Source organism: Kitasatospora sp. NBC_00315, assembly GCF_041435095.1.
Classification (GTDB): Bacteria; Actinomycetota; Actinomycetes; order Streptomycetales; family Streptomycetaceae; genus Kitasatospora.
This window is the reverse complement of record NZ_CP108025.1, coordinates 1,267,792-1,289,049: the sequence shown is the minus strand read 5'-3', so window position 1 is coordinate 1,289,049 and position 21,258 is coordinate 1,267,792. Positions and strand designations below refer to the sequence as shown.

Genomic DNA, 21,258 nt, shown 5'->3' with positions numbered 1-21,258 from the left:
TGTGTTAGGGGCGTCCCCGCTGTCATTGTCCTCCTCATCCCATTCGGGTCCGCTTAGGGGAGAGCGTCTGACATGACCGAACCGGCAGAGATCCCGTACGTCAAACATCGCTTCGCACAGGTCGGGGATCTGCGGATCTTCTACCGGGAGGCGGGGCCGGCCGACGCGCCGACGCTCCTGCTGCTGCACGGATTCCCGTCCGCCTCGCACCAGTTCACCCGGCTGATCGACGCGCTCGGCAGCCGCTACCACCTGATCGCCCCGGACTACCCGGGCTTCGGGCACAGTGACAGCCCGCCACCGGCGGTGCTGCGCTACGGCTTCGACACCCTCGCGGACGTCCTCGAGGGGTTCTGCCTCGCGCTCGGCCTGGACCGCTTCGCGATGTACGTCTTCGACTTCGGCGCCCCGGTGGGTCTGCGGCTGGCCACCCGCCACCCGGAGTGGATCACCGGCCTGGTGGTGCAGAACGGCAACGCGTACGAGGAGGGCCTCTCCGACCTCGCGCGCGGGTTCATCGCCAACCGGCCGGGGGTGCCGGGGGCCGCCGAGCGGGTGCGCGAGATCCTCACGCTGGAGATGACCCGGGGGCAGTACGAGGGCGGCGCCACCGACCCGGAGCTGGTCGCGCCCGACGGCTGGACCCTCGACCAGCACTTCCTCGACCTGCCGGGGCGCCGCGAGATCCAGGTCGAGCTGGCCCTGGACTACCACGCCAACCTGGAGCAGTACCCGGCCTGGCAGGAATGGCTGCGCACCGCCCAGCCGCCGACCCTGATCGTCTGGGGCCGCAACGACGCGTTCTTCACCGAGCCGGGCGCCCGCGCGTTCCTGCGCGACGTACCGGACGCCGAGTTGCACCTCTTCGACACCGGCCACTTCGCGCTGGAGGAGAAGCTCCCCGAGATCGCGCCGCTGATCGCCGCATTCCTCGACCGCACCCAGAAGTAGAAGGGCCGACATGTCGCACGAGATCTCCGTCGCCATCGCCTACCACAGCCGGTTCGGCCACACCGCGAACCAGGCCGAGGCCGTCCGGCGCGGCGCCGCCGAGGTGCCCGGCACCACCGTCCGCCTGATAGCCGTCGACGCGATCACCGAGGAGGACTGGGCGGCGCTGGACACGGCGGACGCCGTCGTCTTCGGCTCGCCGACCTACCTGGGCGACGTCTCCGCCGCCTTCCGTACCTTCGCCGAGTCGACCAGCGGCCGCTGGGCCTCGCAGGCCTGGCGGGACAAGATCGCCGCCGGGTTCGTCAACTCCGGCACCATGAGCGGCGACAAGCTCAACGCGCTCCAGTCCCTGTCGATCTTCGCCGCCCAGCACGGGATGACCTGGGTCAGCCTCGGGCTGCTGCCCGGCTGGAACCGCAGCACCGCCTCGGACCAGGACCTCAACCGCCTCGGCTTCTGGCTCGGCGCGGCCGCCCAGTCCAACGGCGACCAGGGTGCGGAGCAGATGCACCCCTCCGACCTCGCCACCGCCGAGCACCTCGGCCGCCGGGTCGCCGAACAGACCCACCGGATCACGGTCGGCGACGTCCGACCGGTTCCGGCCGAGGTCTGACCGGCCGGCGCGGGGGCCCAGGGCGCGTTCGCGCGTGCCGGGGGGCGATCCCCGGTCCGGCGGCGCGCGGCCGTCCGGCCCCGCCGCCGCCGGGTACCGGGTGGCGGATCCGGACGGCGGGTCCGGCGGCGGTCAGGCAGCGGTGCGCCGCAGCAGCAGGGTCGTGAAGCCGAAGGTGCCCCGATAGCCGTGCAGCCACTCGGCGCGGTGGAGGTCCGCCGCCTCGCGGGCCGCCGCACTGTCGGGGTGCCCGGGGTTGTCCAGCGCCCACTCGGCCAGCGAGCCCGTCCAGGAGAACTCGTAGTCGTCCCACTCCTGCGGGCTGCTGACATGGCCGAGGACCACGGTCCAGCCGTCGGCGATCACGGCGTCGACGGTTCCCGCGAGGTCCTGGTAGTCCTCCCGGGCCGCGCCCAGGCCGTCCAGCGCGGCCCGGGACGGCTCGCGCTCCCAGAAGCCCTCGCCGACCAGCACCGTCCCGCCCGGGGCCAGGTGGGTCCGGGCCGCCGCCAGGGTCGGCAGCAGGCCGCCGAACGCATGGGTGGCACCCACGTTCAGCACCAGGTCGAAGGGCTCCCGGGCGCCGAACTCGGAGGCGTCCAGGTGGTGCAGGCCGATCCGCCGCTCCAGCCCCATCGCCTGCGCGCTCTCCCGGGCTTTCGTCAGCGCACCCGCGTCCAGGTCCACCCCGACGGCCTGCCAGGCCGGCCTGGCGGCGAGCAGCCGCAGCAGCCAGCCGGCCTCGCCGCAGCCGAGATCGAGCGCCCGCCCGCGGCCGGCCCGTGCGGCGCGGTCGAGCAGCCGGGCGACCGAGTCGTCGGTGATCGGCGCCGCGATCGGGTGGTGGGTGTGGGCGATCCGGGACAGCGTCTGACGATTCATCCGGACAGTGTGGCCCAGGAGGGCTCCCGCCCGGGCGGAATATCGGTGGCCGCCGTCCGGGCGGGAGCCACCGTTCCGCCGTGCCCGGCCGGTGGGTTCGGGCCCGGCGCTAGGCCGGCCGGGCCGGTCCCGTCCCGAGCCCGTCCGGTCAGTACGTCCGGCCCTTCCAGGCCGCGCCGCGTCCGCGCCGGTGCTGGACCGCCGAGTCCACCGTCATCAGCAGGTACAGCAGAGCGGTGAACGGCAGCAGCGGCGCCGCGAGGGCCGGCTGCCGGTAGTGGCGGAGCATCGGCAGGTACGTGCCCGCCATCAGCAGCCACGCCGCCGCGCCGAACGCGGCCACGGCCGGGTGGCCGGCCGACAGCCCGGCCACCGTGGCGACCGGCGGTACCAGGTAGACCAGGCCCAGGCCCAGCACCGTGCCGAGCAGCAGCATCGGTGAGTGCCGCAGCTGCGCGTACGCGCTGCGCGAGACCATCCGCCACAGCTCGGCCAGTCGTGGGTAGGGCCGGACGCTGTCCACCTGGTCCGCCAGACCGAGCCAGGTCCGTCCGCCGGAGGCCTTCACCATCCGCGCCAGCGAGACGTCGTCGATCACCGCGCCGCGGATCGCGGCCACCCCGCCGGCCCGTTCCAGCGCCTCACGGCGCACCAGCGAGCACCCGCCGGCCGCGGCCGCCGTCCGGCTGCCCGGCCGGTTGCTGCGGCGGAAGGGGTAGAGCTGCGCGAAGAAGTACACGAACGCGGGGACGATCAACCGCTCCCAGCGGGTGGTGACCCGCAGGCGGGCCATCTGGGAGACCAGGTCGAGTCCGGCGCTCTCGGCGGCCGCGACCAGCTCGGCGAGCGACTCCGGCCCGTGCGCGATGTCCGCGTCGGTGAGCAGCAGGTACTCCGGGGCGGCCCCGTCCGGCGGCGCCGAGGCGAGCTCGACGCCGTGGCGCAGCGCCCAGAGCTTGCCGGTCCAGCCGGTGGGCAGCGGCGGCGGGGTGGTGACGGTGAGCGGGAGGCCGTCCGGGCCCGCCAGGGAGGCCGCCAGGTCGCCGGTGCCGTCGCCGCTGTGGTCGTCCACCAGGATCACCCGGGCCCGCCCGGGATACTTCTGCGCCAGCAGGCTCGGCAGGCTGGTCGGCAGCACCTCGGCCTCGTCCCGGGCCGGCACCACGATCGCCACGCCCGGCCAGCGGGCCGGCGGACGGCGTTCCGGCAGCCGGACGTCGGTGCGCCAGAAGAGGCCGTGGCAGCAGGTCAGCCAGAGCCAGACCAGCAGCGAGAGCGCGGAGACCCAGAGCAGGACTGTCACGGTGGCAGTCTGCCGCACGCAGGGCCGCGCGGAGCGGATCGACTAGAGTCGTTCCCCGTGAAGATCGCACTGGTGGACTCCGGCATCGGCTTGCTGGCGGCGGCCGCCGCCCTGCGGGGCCTGCGGCCCGACGCGGACCTCGTGCTCTCCTCGGATCCGGACGGGATGCCCTGGGGCCCGCGCACGCCCGCGGACGTGACGGCGCACGCCCTCGCCTGCGCGCGGGCGGCCGCGGCGCACGAGCCGGACGCGTTGGTCATCGCCTGCAACACCGCATCCGTGCACGCCCTGGACGCGCTGCGCGCCGCGTGGGAACCGGGGCTGCCGGTGATCGGCACCGTCCCCGCCATCAAGCCGGCCGCCGCGGCCGGACGCCCGGTGGCGATCTGGGCCACCCCCGCCACCACCGGCAGCGCGTACCAGCGCGGTCTGATCCGCGACTTCGCCGGGGCGGCCGAGGTCACCGAGGTGGCCTGCCCCGGCCTCGCCGACGCGGTGGAACGCGGGGACGAACGGGCCATCGGCGCGGCCGTCGCCGACGCGGCCGCCCGCACTCCGGCCGGGACGGCCGAGATCGTCCTCGGCTGCACGCACTACGAACTGGTCGACGACCTCATCCGGGCGGCCGTCGCCCCCGCCGCCGGCCCCGGGCTGCGGCTGTACGGCTCGGCCGACGCGGTCGCGGCCCAGGCCCTGCGGCGGATCGCCGAGGCGGGCCGGGGCACCGGGACCGGCGGCGGGCGGCTGACCGTCCTGCACAGCGGCCGGCCGGGCGCACTCGGCGCCGTCGCCGACCGCTACCCGCAGGGACGCCTGGTCGCGGCCGGCCCGACCGCGACCCTGGCTACGCCCGCGACGGCCTGAGCCCGCGCGGTCCCGCGACCCTGGCGACGCCCGCGACGGCCCGAGCCCGCGCGGGCGGCCGAGCGGCGCCGGGGCGTCCGTCGACGCGCCGGGGTACCGGGCGTCAGGCCACCGACCGGCCGCGCCAGCGCCGGTAGGCCGGCTCCAGTCCGGACAGGATCGTGTCGAAGCGACGGGCGCTGGTGGAGTTGTCCACCTGGAGCCGGCTGATCTGCAACGGGTGCTCGGGCAGCCGGGGCCCCAGCCGGTGGTCGGACAGGAACCCGAGCCGGTACCCCAGCTCGTCGAGCACCGTCTCCGCCCGCGGGTCGTGGCCGCCGTCCGGGTAGGCGAACGCGGTCGGCGGCTCGCCGAGCCAGCGGGTCAGCGCGTCATGCGCGCCGGTGATCTCGGCCCGGACGGTCGCGGCGTCGCAGCGTCCCAGGCACGGGTGCCCCTGGGTGTGGTTGCCGATCGCGACCTGCCCGTCCCGCAGCGCCAGCAGGTCCTCCGGCGCGAGCTGGACCTGGCGGGGCGGCCTGCGGTGCGCGCTGACCCGCAGTTCCTGCAGGCTGCGGCGGCGGTCGGGGTCGGGCAGCTGCTTGAGGTGCGGCAGCAAGTGGTCCGGGTGATCGGTGCGGAGCGAGCGGGCCCGCCCGCCGTTGCGGGCGAGGAAGGCTGCCTCGTGCCACCAGAACGGCCGGTCCGTCCCGATCAGCTCGGAGATCACGAAGGCCGCCGCGGGGATCCCCCGGCGGGTCAGCTCCGGCAGGGCGTGGGTCAGCACGCTGCGGTCGGCGTCGTCGAAGGTGATCAGCACACTGCGCGGCGGCAGCGGCCGCTGCTCGGCCACGGCACTCTGCACCGCCTCCAGTGACACCGGGACGGCCAGCCTGCGCAGCCGGTCCAGCTGGGCCCCGAAGGAGCGCGAGTCGGTCACCCCGTGGTACGCGAGCACCGCGAGGCGCTGCGCGGCCCGTGCCCTGAACAGCGGCTGGACGGGCGCGAAGCGCAGCCAGTCGCCCGGCCCGCCGGGGCCGCAGGCGTGCTGGGCGCCGTCCGCCTCCTGCGTGGCGCCGGTCGCGGCGCCGCCCGTCGCGTTGACGTCCGTGGCGTTGACGTCCCTGGTGCCGGCATCCGTCGTCCTGACGTCCGGCGCGAGCGCGACGGAGCCGGACCGGGCGGCGGCGCGGCCCGGTCGTGCGGACGGGCCGCCCGACGCGCCGGGCGCCTGGGCAGGCGTCGGTGCGACGGACGGCAGGCCTCTGACGGCCGTGGTCTGGCTGTGCGGCACGGTTCCCCCTCGATCGCCGGTGCGGCGTGGCGGTACCGTCGGAGGGCGGAGCCCGGCCTCCGACACCTGGGCGCGGCGGCTCCGCCCCCTGGTTCTCCGGTCCGTGGCAGGGACTCCCAACCCGTACCGCGGACGGCTCCTGGATCGCTCGATGTAGGGGAGACCGATACTCCCCGCGGATGGTTGTACAACCGGACGCACCGATTTTCGGACCGGACCCGGATGGCGGAACGAGAAGTTCCGGCCGCCCCCGGATCGTGCTCCTGCCGTGATCAGACGGTGTTCGGGCGGCGCTCAGCCGGTGTTCGGCCGGTGCTCGGGGCCTGTCCGCGTGGCGGTGCAGAAGGCCGTGCGGGCGCCCCGGCGGGTGCCGGGCGCGCGGTGGGTGGGCAGTGGGTGGGTGGTGAGTGGGCAGTGGGTGGGTGGTGCTGCGCGGACCCCCGTCGAGGGCCGGGAAAAACGTGACGTGCGAGGCTGCCCACCGCGCCCCGCGGGGGTACCTTGGGCTCATGGCAGACGCGGAACACGATCATTCCCTGGTGCACACGGCCTCCCGCGCCGCGCGGCTGTGGAGTGGCGGCGCCCTCCACCGTCATCAGCTCCCGCTGACCGTGGTCGGCCTGGCCTGCCTCGCCCTCGGGATCGTGGTCGCCGTGGTGGTGCCGGAGGGCAACGGCCCCGCGTGGGTGATGGCCGTGGCGGGCTGTCTGGCCGCGGGTGTCATGCTGCTCGGCCGGATCGCGTTCACGCTGCTGCGCCACGGGCGCGGCGTCACCCCCTGACCCGCACCGATCGGGTCACCACGGGCTGATCCCTCCCGCCCCGGGCCTGCGCCGCGCCGGGTTCCCCGCGGCAGCTCCGCGACCCGGTCCCGCGACTCGGCCTCTGACCCGGCTCCGCGACTCGGCCTCTGACTCGGCCCCTGACTCGGCCCCCGCAACCGAGGGGTGTCCCGTACGGCGGTGGCGGAGTCGGCCGGGGCGGTATCGACGCCGCTGCCGGTCGCCCGGAGCATGATCCGTCTCCGCCGGTCGCTGGCATAGGGTCCGAGCATGGCTATTCCTCAGTTTCTCGCGGACCTCCGCTCCGTGGTGGGCGACCGCCTGCTCTGGCTGAGCGGCGTCGCCGCCGTGATCGTGGATGACGACGGCCGCGTGCTGCTCGGACAGCGGGCGGACGACGGCCACTGGTCGCTGATCGGCGGCATCCTCGACCCGGGCGAGCAGCCGGCCGACGGCCTGGTCCGCGAGGTCGAGGAGGAGGCCGGGGTCGTGGTGCGGCCCGAACTGCTGGCCTCGGTGACCGTGTCGCCCGAGGTCGTCTTCGACAACGGGGACCGCTGCCAGTTCCTCGAACTGACCTTCCGGTGCCGGTGGGTGAGCGGCGAGGCCCGGGTCAACGACGACGAGTCGCTGGACATCCGCTGGTTCGCGCCGGACGCCCTGCCGGAGCTGTCACCGCGCATCCTCAACCGGCTGACCCAGGCACTGGAGTGCCGCGGCGAGACCGCCTTCGTGCTGGACGGCGGGCCGCCGGCGCTGGCCGGGTAGCCGCCGGCAGGGTGACCGGCCGAGCCCTCCGGGCGGCACCGCCGGGGGCGTTCGCGGCCGGATGCGCCCCGTCGTCCGCGCCCGCGACGGCTCTGCCGGGCACCGCTCGGGCCGGCCGGGTCGGCCTGTCGGCCGCGACGGATCCGGCTCCGCCGGCGACGGCGACGATGACGCGCATGGTCGAGGCTCCCCTCCGGGCCCGGAGCGTGGCAGTGCCGGGCCGGTGCCGATCGTAGCCGTGCGGTCACTCGCCGTGGGGCCGATCAGGCGGGTCGGCATGTGCCGGCGGCTCTTGCCGCCGGCCGGGCTCCCGCGCGCCCGGCCGCCGGCCCCTCGGCGCCGGTCCGTGAGCGGGGGTGCGGTCAGTCCTTCCGCTGGCGGTACGCCTCCTCCGCCGCGTCCAGCACCGCGGAGAGGTCGCCGCCCGCGGTCGCGGTGGCCACGGCGGCGACCGCGCCCTCCACGAACGGTGCGTCCGCGAACCGCACAGGGAAGGGCAGGCCGTGCTCGTCGGCCGAGGCCAGCAGGGCCCGTACGGTGGCCACCGCGCCGCCCAGGTCCGCGAGCAGGACCACCCCGTGGCCCTGGTCGACCCGGCGCGTCGCGGCGGCGACCAGGACCGCGCTGATCCCCGGGTCGCGGTCGTCGAGGCCGCCGCCGGTGGTGGCGACCGGAGCCGGGGCGTCCGGTCCGGCGAGCGAGAGCGCCAGCGCGCCGGCCGCCGCGGCCACCTCCTCGCTGTGCGAGACCAGCACGACCCCGACCCGGCCGTGCAGTGGCGGCCGACCCGCCTTCGGCTTCGGCACCCGGGCGGGCGAGGGCGGTGTGCGGGGGGCCGGTGGGTGGGCCGACGGGGCGTCGGAGATGGGGATGACATCGGCGCGGGCGCCGTCCCGGCGGCTCATCGGCTGCTCCTCGGCGATCGACTCGGGTGCGGGTCCCGGCGGCGGATGCGGCGCGGGTGCCCGCCACCGCTCTCACTCTGGCAGCCCACCGGGCCGCGCGGGCTCAACCGGGCCCGTGTGTTCACCGCCGGGCCCGGCCGGACGGTGGCTGCCACGATCGGACCTCCGAGCGGTGCCACCCGTACCGGTTGCCGCCCGCCGGTCCCGCGCCCGTCGGTTGGGATCCGCCGGTCCCGCGCCCGTCGGTTCGGGTCCGTCGGTTCGGGTCCGGGCCCGCCGGTCCACCCCGGTGGCCGGGGGCGATAGCACAGCGGCCGCCCGCGCGGGCGGGGTCGCGGGTGTTGGCCCCCGGCGGGGGGAGTGGGCGCCGAGTTCGGCACCGGCGCCCACGGTGGTGGCTACGCTGGCGCCAGGACGACGTCGGGAGGAGACAGCGGTGGCGGTCGACAGCGGGACGAGCGTGGGGACGGCCGGTTCGACGGAGGCCCTCCCCGGCGGACGCAAGCCGAAGGTGGACCTGACGGGAGCGGTCTGGCAGTCCAGCAGCAAGGGGGTCGCGGACGTGCAGATCGCCTTCGTCGGGGGCCACATCGCGATGCGCGACGGGCGGCAGCAGGACGGTCCGGTGCTGATCTTCACGCCGGGAGAGTGGCGGGCCTTCGTGCTCGGTGCCCGGGACGGCGAGTTCGACCTCACCTGACGCGGAGTCGGATGCGCGGTCCGGTGCGCCGAGTCCCGTGCGCCGAGTCCGGTGCGCGGGCGCGGCCCGGGTGCCGGACCGTCTTCGGAGCGCGGGATCCCGCGCGGGTTCGCGAGGTGCCCGTCGAAACCGCCGCAGGCCCGCGAAGGGCGTCCGACGGACCGACGGATCCGTGTTGACCTGGGGCGTTCTCACCGGCCGCCGAGGTCCGTCGTGAGGTGTGGCGCGGGGCCGTAACCGAGCTGCGGCCTGGTCGATGCCGGTACGTCATTTTCTCTGTTGACTGTTCGACAACGGCGATTCAGAGTATGAGCAGGCAGACGCCGTGCCCACCGCCCCCACGCGGCCAGACACGGCGCCTGCTGTGCTCCCCGGCGAGAACGCCGGGCTCCTCCCGTGAATCCCAGCGCACCAGAGTGCGTCGGCCGGTCCCGACCCCGCTAAAGGTCGGCAGTCGCTGGGAGGGTGGAGCCGTACGCCGAGAGCTACTCGGTACTACGGCCCCGGTTCGCCCGGGACCCGCACGCCCCCACGCGGCGGTCTCCCGGGCAGATCCGCGAGTGCGACGGGCCTGGGCCCCGCGAACCTGGTATGGGTGAACTGTTGGCTTGTGTGTGCATCGGTTCTGTCCGACGAAGGCCGAGGCTGGATGCCCGGCGGCTTCGGTACGGCGAGGTGCACAGTGGCACGACGGTGTGCACGGTGAGGGGATACGCGTGTGGGGCCGCGTTGCGACAGGCCGCCCCCCGGAGGATCGAACCCAGAACGGCTGTCGTGCTGAACCGAACGTAGCCCGGACGGTTGCTCAGAGTCAACATTGGTCTCTGAGCGTGGATCTCCACACGCTGTCCGACCCACCTCGTGAACGTGGTGTGCCGGGCACGTACGATGTTGCCATGTCTTTTCTCCGCCGTCGCTCCGGCCAGCCCGCAGGCCCGGACTTCGACGTGCTCGCGATGGATCCGGGCGACTGGCCCGGTGATTTCGGCGCCGCCATGATGGCCGGCCCCGACGGCTCCTGCCAGGGGATCTTCCTGCGCTACGACCTGTTCGGCGGCCGGGGTCCCGCGATGTTCATCGGCAACCTGCCGGAGGACTCGCCGGCCAGGGACACCGGGGACGGTGTGCCCTTCGAGGTCCGCCAGCTGCTCTCCGCGCTGGAGAACGACGAGCAGGTGGACTTCGTCTCCGCCGAGGACTTTCCGGTCATGCTCGGGGACGACCTGCTGATCGTGAAGAAGGTCAAGGTCAGCGAGGGGCGGGTGTTCTGTTCGCAGTTCGGCCGCAGCGACGGGGTGCAGGTCACCATCGCCTCCTGGGACCGGCCGATTTCGGACGATCTCTACCAGCTGCTCAAGCCGCTCCCCGCGGACATGTTCCAGCAGGGTTGACAGGTGGGCCGGCCGCAGGTCGGCCGTGGTGCCGGCGGGCTTTCCGGCCAAGGTGTGCTTGACGTTATCGATCAACGCTTCGTACAGTCACGGGCATGTCGTGCCGTCTCCCGCTGCTGACCCGTCGCAGCTATCTCGACCTGCGACGTACTGCCAGCGCGGTCTGTCCGGGCGGATGAGGGGGATTCGTCCCCCGGCGACGGCTCATGATCGGCCGAATCCCATCGGTCGGAACTGAATCCCAGGTCCCGCGCCCCAGCGGCGTCCCGGGCCGTCGCCTCCGGTTCCCGCACGCGCGTAGAGCGTGCCGCCCGCATTCTGCCGAGCCACGCTGCCCGCCCGGAGGCACCGCACCATGAGCCCCACCGCTGACAAGTCGTCGTCCGCCTCGTCCCCCCGGTCCGGCCCCGACGCCGCGCCGGCCGACGGCCCGCCCGCCCCCTCGCCGGTGGCGGAGGCGTTCGCCCGGCTGCCCCGGGTGGTCGACCTGCTGGCGGCCCGCGCCGAGGAGCACGACCGGGACTCGACCTTCCCCTACCAGGGCATCGAGGCCGTCCACGAGGCCGGGCTGCTGACCCTGACCGTCGCCGCCCGCTACGGCGGACCCGGCGCCACGCTCGCCGACACCGTCCGGCTTCTCGGCCAACTCGGGCGCGGTGACGCCTCGGTGGCGGTGGTCACCGCTTTCACCCTGCTCCAGCACGCCGAGCAGGGCCGGGGCAGTGGCTGGCCCGCGGCCGGTTACCGACGACTGCTCAACGAATCCCGGCGGGGGCCCGCGCTGGTGAACACCCTGCGGGCGGAGCCCGGCCATCCGGACGGCCCGCCCCAGACCCTCGCCCGCCGGGACGGCGACGGCTGGCTGCTCAGCGGCCGCAAGACGTACTGCACCGGTGCCGAGGCACTGGCCTGGATGGCGGTCACGGCCCGCACGGACGAGCCGGTACCCCGGGTCGGCACCTTTCTGGTCCGGGGCGACAGCGCGGGCATCGAGGTCGATCCCACCTGGGACCAGCTCGGTCTACGGGCCAGCGCCAGCCACGACGTGGTGCTGGACGGGGTCAGGGTCCCGGTCGAACTCGCGCTCGGCCTGGGCAGCGGACGGGACGCCGCCGCGACGGCCGGGATCGGCCGGGCCTGGCACGATCTGGCGCTCGCCGCCGTGTACCTCGGCGTGGCCAGATCCGCCCAGGACTGGCTGGTCCGATTCCTGGGCCGCCGCACACCCGCCAACCTGACCGAACCGCTGGCCACCCTGCCGCGCTACCGCAGTGCGCTGGGCGAGATCGAGACGGTGCTGATCGGCGCCGAGGAGCTGGTGCACGGCCTCGCACCCCGGGTCGACCTGGCGGAACCGGACGCGATCGCCCGGACCGGCCCGGCCCAGCTGCTCGCCTCCCGGGCCGCCGTCTCGGCCGTGCAGCAGGCCGTCGCGCTGACCGGGAACCCGGGCCTGAGCCGGCGCCACCCGCTGGAGCGCTACCTGCGCGACGTGCTCAGCGGGCGGGTGCACTTCGCCGCCGACGAGATCGTCCTGGAGGCGGCCGGGCGCTCCGCGCTGGACCGCACCCCGGTGCGCGGCGCCTGAGCCCGCGTACGAGGCGCGCCTACAGCGCTCGTGCCCGCAGGGGGCGCGCGCGGTCGCCGCGTCCGCCGGTGGAGCGCCCGCCGGTGGAGCGCCCGCCGTGTGCCCGCCGTTCAGCGGGTGCCGACGGCGGCCCGAACGGCCCGCCGGGCCAGCGCGGCGTCCTCGTACAAGCGGCGGATCATGATCCGCTGTTCCTCGCCGGCACCCGGGACGTCGTACAGACGGATCTCCCGCATCAGGACAAGTACCAGGTTGACCAGGAAAGCGTCCCGGGCCATGGTTCCGCCGGACTGGGCGAGTTGGCTGATCTGCCGGCGCGCCGCGGTGTCCCCGGACAGCACGCTCCAGAGCACCGCCAGGTCGTAGCCCGGCAGATACCAGCCGGCCTGCTCCCAGTCGACCAGCACCGGCCCGGAGGGCGCCAGCAGGATGTTGCCGAGCAGCGCGTCGCCGTGGCACAGCTGGAGCGGCGTGTGGCCGAGGCCGTGCAGCAGTCCGCGCAGGTCGCAGGCGTCCCGGTCGGTCAGCTGGCCGACGGAGTGGAACCTGGCGATCTCCATCGGGTAGTCCAGCGGAGTGTGGAAGACGTCCGTGGGCGGCCGCCACAGGTTCAGGGTGCGGACGGCTCCGAGGATGGCCCGCACCTCGCCCGGGGTGGGCGCGTTCACCGGATGCCGCTCGCGGGCGGCCGCCCGGCCGGGGACCCGCTCGATCACCAGCACGCAGCGGTCGTGGTCGGCCGCCACCAGCCGGGGCAGCCGGACCGGCGGACGGTGCCGGACGAAGGCCCGGTAGACCGCCACCTCGTGGTGGAAGTCGGCCACCAGCTGCTCGAACTGCTCACCCCGGACGGCCTGCGGGGCCAGGCACTTGGCCACCACCGGCGCACGCCCGATGGTGCCCGCCACCAGGATGTGGCGGCTGCCCTCCCGCAGGACCTGGCGCGGGGTGAAGGCGGGACATATCCGCGCGATGTTGGCGAGCGCCGCCCGCACCGCCGGGGTCTGCAGCGCGGCTGGGTCGATCCGCTCGACCGGCTGCGGCTGCGGCGGGCGGCCCCGCAGCAGCCGGTCGGCGCCGGGCCGGCCCGGGACGGGACGGGGGACGCCGCCGTTCAGGACGGGGTCGGGGGTGCGCAGTCCCAGCGCCGTCCGGCCGGCCTGCCCCCGGGCGTCCGTGGAGCGGCCGTCGGTGCCGCGGGCCGCCGCCGGGCGGGTCTGCGGCACGGGCTTCGGGCCGGGACGGGTACCGGCCGCGCTGGGGGGGCGCGGTGCGGTGCGGGTGGCGCTCTGGGCGGGCGTGGACGCTGAGGAGTACATGAGGGTTGGGTGATCCCTTCCTTGCCGTCGGCGGGCCGGCCCCCGCTGGTGCGGGGGAGGGCGGGCGTTGCGATTCCTGGCGCAGCGCCGGCCCCGCTCGGTGCGGTCGGTCGGCCGGCGCGCGGGCGCCGGACACGGACGGAGGGCCGGAGCCCTCCCGTTCGGCGGCCGGTGGCCCGCCCGCGTCCTGGGGAAACGCGGGCGGCCGACTGCCGCTGCCGTGCCCGGTGCCCCCGCGCCACCCGGCCGCGCCACCCCCTCCGACCGAACCCGGGAGCGCCTGCGGCGGGTGATGGGGGAGTGCCCCGGCCCGCCGTCGGCGCCTCCGACCCCGAGGGCGGGGTGGCGCACCTCTACATGACACCTGCGTGCCACTGGCACACCATGTGGCGGACCCTGGCGAAGCCTGGCGAATGCCCCCGTGGCACATGACAGGCCATTAGGGTCGAACCAGCCGAGGAACCTGGGGGCTTCACGTGAGCAGGGAACCCAACACCAGACTTGCCGACCTCTTTGCCCTGACCGGATGGTCCAAGGGCGAACTGGCGCGGCTGGTCAACCGGCGGGGTGCCGCGATGGGTCAGCAGCAGCTGTCCACCGACACCTCGCGGGTGCGCCGCTGGATCGAGCAGGGGGAGATCCCCCGCGACCCGGTGCCGCGGGTGCTGGCGGCCGTGTTCACCGAGCGGCTCGGCCGTGTCGTCACCACTGAGGACCTCGGTCTGGAACGACACCGGCCCCCCAGGTCCACGACAGCGCAGTCGGCAGAACCCTGGGAGCCGGATCGAACGGCTGCGGTCCTCACCGAGTTCACGGGAATGGACCTCATGCTCAACCGACGCGGACTGGTGGGTGCGGGTGCCGCACTCACCGCGGGAGCGGTCGTCGCCGACTCCCTCCAGGGCTGGCTCACCGGGGACGCGGTCGCCTACGCGGCCGGCCGGCCGGGCCCGAGACAGGTGGTCACCCAGGCCGGTGCCGGACCGGTGGTGGACGTGTACGAGTCCGGCCAGGTGGGCTTCGACGAGGTCGAGGCGCTGGAGCGGTCGGTGGACGTGTTCCGGGCCTGGGACGCCTCGCGCGGCGGGGGCCTCCAGCGCAAGGCGGTGGTGGGCCAGCTCAACGAGGTCGGCGGACTGCTGACGCACCGGCACTCACCGGCGCTCGACCGCCGGCTCTGGACGGTGGCGGCCAACCTGGCGGTGCTGGCCGGCTGGATGTCGCACGACGTGGGCCTGGAGCCCACCGCGCAGAAGTACTTCGTCATCGCGGCCCAGGCCGCGAAGGAGGCGGACGACCGGCCCCGGGCCGGCGAGGCGATCTCCCGGGCGGCCCGGCAGATGATGCACCTGGGCCGGGCCGACGACGCCCTCGACCTGATGCGGGCCGCCAACGCGGGCGGCGGCGCGCAGGCGCTGCCGCGGACGAGGGCGATGCTGCACACCGTCGAGGCGTGGGCGCAGGCCGCGCTGGGCCGTTCCCAGGCGACCAGGCGGGTGCTCGGCGAGGCCGAGGAGCTGTTCGTCAAGGACGACGGCGAGGCGCTGCCGTCCTGGATGCAGCTGTTCAACGAGGCCGAGCTGCACGGCATGCAGGCGCTGGTCTACCGGACGCTGGCCGAGCACGATCAGAGCGCCGCGCCGCTGGCGGTGCGGCACGCCAGGCTGGCGATCGAGCTGCGCTCGCGCGACGGCCGGGAGCGCTCGGCGCTGCTGGACCGGATCACCCTGGCGTCCGTCCACTGGCTGTCCGGTGAACCGGACGAGGCACGGGGGCAGGCCAGGATGGCGATGGCCTCGATCGGCCAGACCTCCTCGCACCGCACCTGGGACCGGCTGCGGGAGATGTACCGGCTGACCGCCCGCTACCAGGGGCTGCCCGTGGTGGACGAGCTCCGGGACGACCTGCGGCGCGAGCTGCGGATCGCGGACGCGAAGCAGCGGCCCCGGTTGGTCTGAGCCCCGGCGGCAGCCGTCCGGCCCGCCCCGGCTCCGGCCGGCCCCGTCAGCCCGCGCGCAGCAGCAGGCGCAGGGCCGTGATCCGACCGTCCTCGTCCAGTACGGGCCGGCCGGCGCACCGCAGCGTGCTCGGGGCACCGCCGGGCCGCAGGATCCGGACGGTGCCGGTCCGCGCGCGCCCGTGCACCAGCACGTCGGTCATCAGCCGACGCAGTGCGGGGCGGTCCTGCTCGGGCAGTCGGGCCGGGAGCTGGTCCAGGGTGAGCGGACCGAGCAGGGGGTCGCGGCCGAGGAGGCGGTAGGCCTCGGGGGACCAGCGGACGCTGTCGGTGAGCAGATCCCACTCGGCGGCGCCGACGCCGGTCGGCACGGGCGGGGCCGCCTCGGGGGCGGCAGGGGAAGGGTGGCTCATCCGAGGTCCCACAAGTCCGGGTGGTGAGGTTGTGAGACGACTGTCGCACAGCCGTATCCGGTGTGTGAGGGATTTGGACAAATCTCCTGCAATGTTCCAGGGGCATATGCCCGGGAAGTGGGGCAACCGGCCCCGGGGCAGGTCACGGCCGGAGCGGCGGCCCGCCCCGGGCGGGGCCCGGCCGCGGCTCCGCCCGGGCCCCTTCCCGCCCGGGGCCCCGGGCGGGGCGACCGGCCGGCCGCGCGTCGGACGACCGGGTGGCCGCGGGTCGGACGCCCTGTGTGCGTGGGGCGCGTCCAGGGGGTAACCTTCGGTGATTCCGGCGCCCGGGCGCCCACCGCAGGACCGACCACCCACCCCCGGCGACGGAAATCCCGTTGCCACTACGACCGCCGCAACGGATGCTGACCTCATGTTCGAGCCAGTGATAGCGCCCAGTGCCAGCCTCCTCGGCCTCCTCCAGCGAGGCCGCGGTGACGGGCAGCTCCATGCGCTGGCGGCCGACCGTACCGAGGCGATCTCCGCCCTGGAGGAGTGCGTCACCGCCGACCCGCGCGCCGACTGGCAGGTCGAGAACCGCTCCCTCTACTACGCGCGCCTCTACATGGAGCTCGAAGCACCGCTCGACGGCATCGAGGACCACCTGCACGACCCCGAGGACCTGCTCGACCACGACGACAACCGGACCGGCCTGGCCCTCTCCGTGCTCGGCCACCTCGCCGCCTACGGGCGCCGCGACGCCCTGCTGATGCTGCGCGAGTACGCCGCCACCGGAACCAACTGGACCTGGGCCCTGGACGAGCTCGCCATGCGGGACGACGACCTCGGCCTGCTCGTGCTCGGTCCGGCCGTGCTGGACCGCTTCCCCGAGGGCCCGGAGGGCGACGCGGACCTGCGGGCCGCCGTCCGCGGCGCGTACGAGCCCCGGCCGTGGCGGCTGTGGGCCGCGCACCACCCCAGGATCGCCGCCGCGAGCGAGCAGTCCCCCTTCGACCTCTGGCAACGCCAGCTCAAGCGTGGCGGTGTGACCCCCGGCTGGAGCACCGCCGACGTGCTCGCCTGGGCCGATCAGGGTGATCCGTTCGACGGCGCGGCCGCCTTCGACCGCTTCGATCCGGCGCACCCGTCCGAGCCGGACGCCGCCGCCCGCAGAGCCGCCGCCGCCGCCCGCTGCCTCGCCGCCGTGGTCCGGCCCGAGGATCGCGAACGGGTCCTCGAAGCCGCCGGGGCCGGCCTGCCCGGCGCCCGTCGGGCCGCCCTGCGGTACCTGGTCGACGTCCAGGATCCGGCCGCCGCGGCGCTCATCGAGGCCGCCGCCGCCGACGTCGACGGACGCATCGTCCGGGCCGCCCTGGAGGTCCTCGGCCGGATGCGCGGCCCGCACGCCCTCGCCCATGCCCGCCGCTGGGCCGATCCGGCCACCGGCGGCGCCGACAGCGCCCTCGGCGAGGCCGCCGTCCAGCTGCTCGCCGACGCCGGTGAGAGCGGCGACGCCCCGGTGGTGGTCGACGCGCTGCGCCGCTGGATCTCGGTGCGCGGGGTGACCGGCGCCGGTCTCGGGAGTCTGGTCGACGGTGCGGGGCGGCTGGCCGCCGTCGCCGCCGTCCCCGCCCTGCGGCACGTCTACGGGGAGGCCGCCTCCTCCGAACTGCGCGGGCGCGCCGCCCGGGCGCTCGCCGCCACCGACGAGCACTTCCCCGAGGGCCCCGCCGTCGAGTGCCTCTGGGACTGCGAGGAGGCCACCCGCGAACTCGCCGCCAGGCACGTCGCCACCACCGGTGACGCCCGTGTGCTGGAGCGCCTGCGCCGCCTCGCGGCCGATCCGGCCGAGGAGGCCGAGGTGCACGCCGCGGTGCGCGGCCGGCTGGGAGCGCGGGACCGCACCCGCTAGCGGGACGGCGCCCGTCGGCCTCAACGCCGTGCCCCGCCCGGACCGTGCCCCGCCCGGACCGTCCCCGCCCGGAGCACGGCCGTGCCCGGAGCGCCGCCGTGTACCGATCCGCCGCTCAGGGGCTCGGCACCGCCCGCGCCCACGTGCTGTCCTGCGTCAGGTACTCGGTCACGGTGAGACCGGCCTCGGCGAGAGCCTGCTCGAAGGCCTCGGGAGTGAGTGGGCGGGACAGGAAGGTCTGCGTCCAACTCGCGTCCGGGAAGACGTACTCGACGTGGACGGAGTTCACGCCCGGGCCGGCCGGCTCGGCGGAGACCACCCGCGAGAGTCCGTCGCCGATCCGCCGCTCCCGGGGCAGCCGCTCGTGCCAGTCGGCGCCCTCGCGCTGCACCAGCACGCAGCCGTGCTCGGCCACGTGCCGCCGGCAGGTGCCCAGCAGGGCGCGCCGCACCTCGGGATCGCCGGCGTGGACGAGGAACGACCCGAGCAGGACGACGTCGAAGCGCTCGCCGAGGTCCAGCCCCTCGATCGCGCCCCGGACGGTGCGGACGCCGCCCACCCTCGCGGCCCGCTCCAGCATCTCGGCGGACTCGTCGACGGCGGTGACCACGAATCCCCGCCGCACCAGCGGCCGGGTGATCCGGCCTGCCCCGCAGCCGAGTTCGAGAATGCTCGCGCCGGCCGGCACCGATCGTTCGATCACCTCCGGCTCGTCACCGACCGGAAGGCGCTCCCAGACCTCGACCGCGCAGCCGTCCGGCGTGATCGCCCCCGGACCGGTGCCCCGGTACCCGTCGCGTGACCGCTCGTCCGCCCCCTGTGCTTTCATCCTGCCATCGGAACACGGGGAGGCGCTCTTCGGAAGGCCCCCGGGCGGATCGGCGCGATGTCCGTCCGTTCGCCGTCCGCCGGGCACGAGTGGAGGGACGCCCTCCGTGCGCCCGCCGGCCCGCGGTGTGCCCTGATCCGTGCCGACGACCGTCCCCTCGTCGGTGGCGCCGCTTCCCGCCGGTCGCCCGCCGTCCTGCGGCGGGCCCCTTTTCGATGCGGAAGTGCCCCTTCGGCCGCGGCCGCGTGGGATGCTGACGCGATGTCAGAGTTCGCACTGCGCTACGAGACCTGGTTCCGACTGCCGGCCGTCCTGCTCGGGATGGGGCCGGGGGTCTCCGGGGTCACGGTCGGCGCCGCCGGTGTCACGGTCCGGATGGGCTGGGTCTTCCGGGCCGAGATCCCGCTGTCCTCGATCACCTCGGCCGGGTCGGACGGCGGCCGGGTGGGCGGCTGGGGCGTGCACGGCTTCGGCGGTCGCTGGCTGGTGAACGGCTCCTCGCGCGGCCTGGTGAGGCTGCGGATCGAACCGGACGCCCGGGCGGCCGTCCTGCTGGTGCCGGTCCGGCTGCGCGAGCTGCGGATCAGCGTGGAGCAGCCGCAGGCCCTGCTGGCGGCCCTCGGCAGGCCCGCCTGACGAGGGCGACGGGCCGGGAGCGGGCGGCCGGCCGCCGCCGGGGCCCGCATCGGCCTCCGTCGTCCTGCACGACCGGCCCGTGAGGCGTCGGCGCTTCCCCCGGCCCTGTGCCCGGACACCCCGCGTTCGCACCCCCCGGCGGTTCGTCCCGACGTGGACGAACCGCCTCTGGACGGCAGCCCTCTCGTCCGGACTCGTACGTCGTCAGCAGTCCTCGCGCTCGGACGATCCAGCGTGTCCGGGTGCCCGTCGCTCACCGGGGAGAGATTTCCATGAGTCGAACAGGTACATGCCCAAGAGTGCTCATCGTCGGGGCGGGCCTGGCCGGCACCGCCACCGCGATCCGTCTGCTCCGGTTCGCCCGCCGTCCGCTCGAAGTGGTCCTGCTCGAACGGCGGGCCGACTACCGCTCCGCCGGGGTCGCCTACCACCGGGAGGGCAACCCCTGGGACCACGTCTTCAACATCCAGGCCGGACGGATGTCGGCCTTCCGGGAGGACGTCCACGACTTCGTCCGCTGGGCCAACCGGGAGGCCGACCGCCGGGACTGGCCGCCGCCCTGGGCCGGGTTCGAGTTCGTGGAGCAGGGCCCGGCGCCCCGGCGGATCTTCCAGGACTACCTGGTCGACCGGCTGGCCGAGGCCGCGCGGGAGGCCTGTCCCGGCGTCGTGCTCGTGGAGGCGGACGGCGAGGCGGTCGACATGGAAGTACGTTCCCACGGAGTCGATGTGACGATACGTCGGCCTTCCGAGGGTGACGCCGGGGCCGCGCGGGAGCCGGAGGCGACGGTGCTCCTCGCCGACCACGTCGTGCTCGCGACCGGTCTCGAACTCCGGGAGCCGGCCTTCGCCGCCGAGGTGCTCGCCCACCCGTCCTTCGTGCGCAACCCGTACTCCGCCGCGGGCGTCCACAAGCTCGCCGCGCTGCCCTCGGACGCCACGGTCGCGATCGTCGGGTCGGTGCTGAGCGCCTACGACTCGGCCGGCCTGCTGCTGCGCCGGGGCCACAGCGGGCGGATCCATCTGATCTCCAGGACGGGGACGCTGTTCCGGACGTACCCCGGCGGTCATGAGCACGAGGTGGTGCGACTGCCCTGCCCGAAGGAGCTGTTGGAGCCGTACCGCGGTCGCGAGGAGTTCCTCGGCCGGGTCCGCCACGCGTGGGAGAGGGCGTGTGCCACCGTCCTGCGGGAGCACCCCGACGTCGCCCCGCAGGTGGTGGCGGAGCGGGTGGCCAAGGCGTGGGAGCCGCACCTCCCCAAGGCCATCGAGCGGATTCCCTCCGCTGAACTACGGCGCCTGCTGGACGAGTTCGGAACTGCGATGGCCGCGTTCCGGGTCGGTGCGGTGGAGTACACGATGGCGGTCATCGAGCGCGCGATGCACTCGGCGGACGGCTCGGTGAAGCTGGTCGTCGGCACCGTGCGGGCGATCGCCCCGGCGGCGTCCGGGCGACTGGTCGTCTCGGTGACGGCTCCGGAGGAGCAGCACGCCATCGAGGCGGACCTCGTGATCTCCAACTTCGGCAGGGAGTCCGACTACAGCAGGGTCGGCCAGTCGCTCTGGAGGAACCTTCTGCGGCGGGGGATCGCGGCACCCCACGAGCGCACCGGGCGGGGCCTGGAGGTCGACGACCGGGGCGTGCTCCTGAACCCCGACGGGCAGCGGTCCGGCCCGATCTCCGCCGTCGGCGTGCCGAGGGAGGGCGACGAGATCGTGCGCAACGGCCGGACCGGTGCGTTCACCTTCAATCTCGCCGCCATCAAGAACCAGTCGATCGCGGTCGCCGCGCAGGCGATCGAGCAACTGGAACTGCGGGCGGACGAATGCGCCCAGGAGATGACCCAATGCCAAGAGCATGTCAGCAATATGGAGGAAGCGGCCCGGGCCGGATTCGAGGAGGCTGTGGTTCTGGAGGTGAGGAGGTTGGCCACTCGTGCTCGAAGTGAGCGGGAACTGCTCGATTCCCGACTGGACGCCCGGATCCGATCCGTGGCCGAACTCCCGGCCCTCACGATGGACGCTTCCCGGAGTGACCGCCTGATCAGGGCAGTCGTCAACCGGGCCGCCGTCGTACGACTCACCGACGTCTCCGTGACGCCGCGGCAGCTGCGTCGACAACTGGGTATGGCGAACGCCGACGATTTGGGGGAGTAGTTGAACGGGCGACGGATTCAGGGATTCCTGCTGA

At 74.9% G+C, this 21,258-nt stretch carries 19 protein-coding genes; 12 read left to right on the top strand and 7 right to left on the bottom strand.

From position 1 onward, the window contains the following. The first annotated feature begins 72 nt into the window (after positions 1-72). On the top strand, positions 73-951 hold the full coding sequence (locus OG823_RS05415) for an alpha/beta fold hydrolase (protein WP_371477957.1): 879 nt from the start codon (positions 73-75) through the stop codon (positions 949-951). A gap of 10 nt (positions 952-961) precedes the next feature. Continuing rightward, entirely contained in the window at positions 962-1,567 is a 606-nt protein-coding gene (locus OG823_RS05410; protein WP_371477956.1) for a flavodoxin family protein, read from the top strand. A gap of 132 nt (positions 1,568-1,699) precedes the next feature. On the opposite strand, the gene OG823_RS05405 is transcribed toward OG823_RS05410, so the two are convergent. Both OG823_RS05405 and OG823_RS05400 read right to left on the bottom strand, forming a co-directional pair. Next, positions 1,700-2,449, bottom strand: a complete 750-nt coding sequence (locus OG823_RS05405; protein WP_371477954.1) for a cyclopropane-fatty-acyl-phospholipid synthase family protein — start codon at positions 2,447-2,449, stop codon at positions 1,700-1,702. A gap of 148 nt (positions 2,450-2,597) precedes the next feature. Further along, the gene (locus tag OG823_RS05400) at positions 2,598-3,770 is read right to left on the bottom strand and encodes a glycosyltransferase (protein WP_371477953.1); all 1,173 of its coding nucleotides are present in this window, start codon (positions 3,768-3,770) and stop codon (positions 2,598-2,600) included. A gap of 39 nt (positions 3,771-3,809) precedes the next feature. Here OG823_RS05400 and OG823_RS05395 point away from each other — a divergent pair, with 39 nt between their 5' ends. Further along, a complete protein-coding gene (locus OG823_RS05395; protein ID WP_371477951.1) occupies positions 3,810-4,616 on the top strand; it encodes a glutamate racemase in 807 nt (268 codons plus the stop codon). A 103-nt stretch (positions 4,617-4,719) separates the two neighbouring features. Here the strand turns inward: OG823_RS05395 and OG823_RS05390 are convergent, their stop codons facing one another. Then, positions 4,720-5,889, bottom strand: a complete 1,170-nt coding sequence (locus OG823_RS05390; RefSeq protein ID WP_371477949.1) for a polysaccharide deacetylase family protein — start codon at positions 5,887-5,889, stop codon at positions 4,720-4,722. 509 nt (positions 5,890-6,398) lie between these two features. Here OG823_RS05390 and OG823_RS05385 point away from each other — a divergent pair. Beyond that, positions 6,399-6,671 carry a hypothetical protein gene (locus tag OG823_RS05385; RefSeq protein ID WP_371477948.1) on the top strand — a complete coding sequence of 91 codons (273 nt, stop codon included), beginning with the start codon at positions 6,399-6,401 and terminating at the stop codon, positions 6,669-6,671. A 270-nt stretch (positions 6,672-6,941) separates the two neighbouring features. Then, positions 6,942-7,439 carry an NUDIX domain-containing protein gene (locus tag OG823_RS05380; RefSeq protein ID WP_371477947.1) on the top strand — a complete coding sequence of 166 codons (498 nt, stop codon included), beginning with the start codon at positions 6,942-6,944 and terminating at the stop codon, positions 7,437-7,439. Positions 7,440-7,801: 362 nt separating this feature from the next. Here OG823_RS05380 and OG823_RS05375 read toward each other — a convergent pair whose 3' ends face one another. Beyond that, positions 7,802-8,344, bottom strand: a complete 543-nt coding sequence (locus OG823_RS05375) for a PTS-dependent dihydroxyacetone kinase phosphotransferase subunit DhaM (protein ID WP_371477945.1) — start codon at positions 8,342-8,344, stop codon at positions 7,802-7,804. Positions 8,345-8,804: 460 nt separating this feature from the next. On the opposite strand from OG823_RS05375, the gene OG823_RS05370 reads away from it, so the two are divergent. The 3 genes from OG823_RS05370 to OG823_RS05360 all read left to right on the top strand — a co-directional run bounded on the left by OG823_RS05370 (position 8,805) and on the right by OG823_RS05360 (position 12,023). Beyond that, entirely contained in the window at positions 8,805-9,044 is a 240-nt protein-coding gene (locus OG823_RS05370; protein ID WP_371484316.1) for a DUF397 domain-containing protein, read from the top strand. A gap of 896 nt (positions 9,045-9,940) precedes the next feature. After that, complete coding sequence (locus OG823_RS05365; protein ID WP_371477944.1) at positions 9,941-10,435, top strand: hypothetical protein; 495 nt, start codon at positions 9,941-9,943, stop codon at positions 10,433-10,435. A 355-nt stretch (positions 10,436-10,790) separates the two neighbouring features. Next, complete coding sequence (locus OG823_RS05360; RefSeq protein WP_371477942.1) at positions 10,791-12,023, top strand: acyl-CoA dehydrogenase family protein; 1,233 nt, start codon at positions 10,791-10,793, stop codon at positions 12,021-12,023. A 110-nt stretch (positions 12,024-12,133) separates the two neighbouring features. On the opposite strand, the gene OG823_RS05355 is transcribed toward OG823_RS05360, so the two are convergent. Beyond that, positions 12,134-13,342 carry a phosphotransferase gene (locus tag OG823_RS05355; RefSeq protein ID WP_371477940.1) on the bottom strand — a complete coding sequence of 403 codons (1,209 nt, stop codon included), beginning with the start codon at positions 13,340-13,342 and terminating at the stop codon, positions 12,134-12,136. Positions 13,343-13,818: 476 nt separating this feature from the next. On the opposite strand from OG823_RS05355, the gene OG823_RS05350 reads away from it, so the two are divergent. Beyond that, a complete protein-coding gene (locus OG823_RS05350) occupies positions 13,819-15,300 on the top strand; it encodes a hypothetical protein (RefSeq protein WP_371477939.1) in 1,482 nt (493 codons plus the stop codon). Between the two features lie 46 nt (positions 15,301-15,346). Here the strand turns inward: OG823_RS05350 and OG823_RS05345 are convergent, their stop codons facing one another. Then, the gene (locus tag OG823_RS05345; RefSeq protein ID WP_371477938.1) at positions 15,347-15,712 is read right to left on the bottom strand and encodes a PAS domain-containing protein; all 366 of its coding nucleotides are present in this window, start codon (positions 15,710-15,712) and stop codon (positions 15,347-15,349) included. Between the two features lie 412 nt (positions 15,713-16,124). Between OG823_RS05345 and OG823_RS05340 the strand changes: the two genes are divergently transcribed. Beyond that, positions 16,125-17,603 carry a HEAT repeat domain-containing protein gene (locus OG823_RS05340; RefSeq protein ID WP_371477937.1) on the top strand — a complete coding sequence of 493 codons (1,479 nt, stop codon included), beginning with the start codon at positions 16,125-16,127 and terminating at the stop codon, positions 17,601-17,603. A 115-nt stretch (positions 17,604-17,718) separates the two neighbouring features. On the opposite strand, the gene OG823_RS05335 is transcribed toward OG823_RS05340, so the two are convergent. Continuing rightward, positions 17,719-18,432, bottom strand: a complete 714-nt coding sequence (locus OG823_RS05335) for a class I SAM-dependent methyltransferase (protein WP_371477935.1) — start codon at positions 18,430-18,432, stop codon at positions 17,719-17,721. A gap of 261 nt (positions 18,433-18,693) precedes the next feature. Here OG823_RS05335 and OG823_RS05330 point away from each other — a divergent pair, with 261 nt between their 5' ends. After that, entirely contained in the window at positions 18,694-19,068 is a 375-nt protein-coding gene (locus OG823_RS05330) for a hypothetical protein (RefSeq protein ID WP_371477932.1), read from the top strand. 272 nt (positions 19,069-19,340) lie between these two features. After that, entirely contained in the window at positions 19,341-21,224 is a 1,884-nt protein-coding gene (locus tag OG823_RS05325) for an FAD/NAD(P)-binding protein (protein WP_371477931.1), read from the top strand. Positions 21,225-21,258 lie beyond the last annotated feature (34 nt).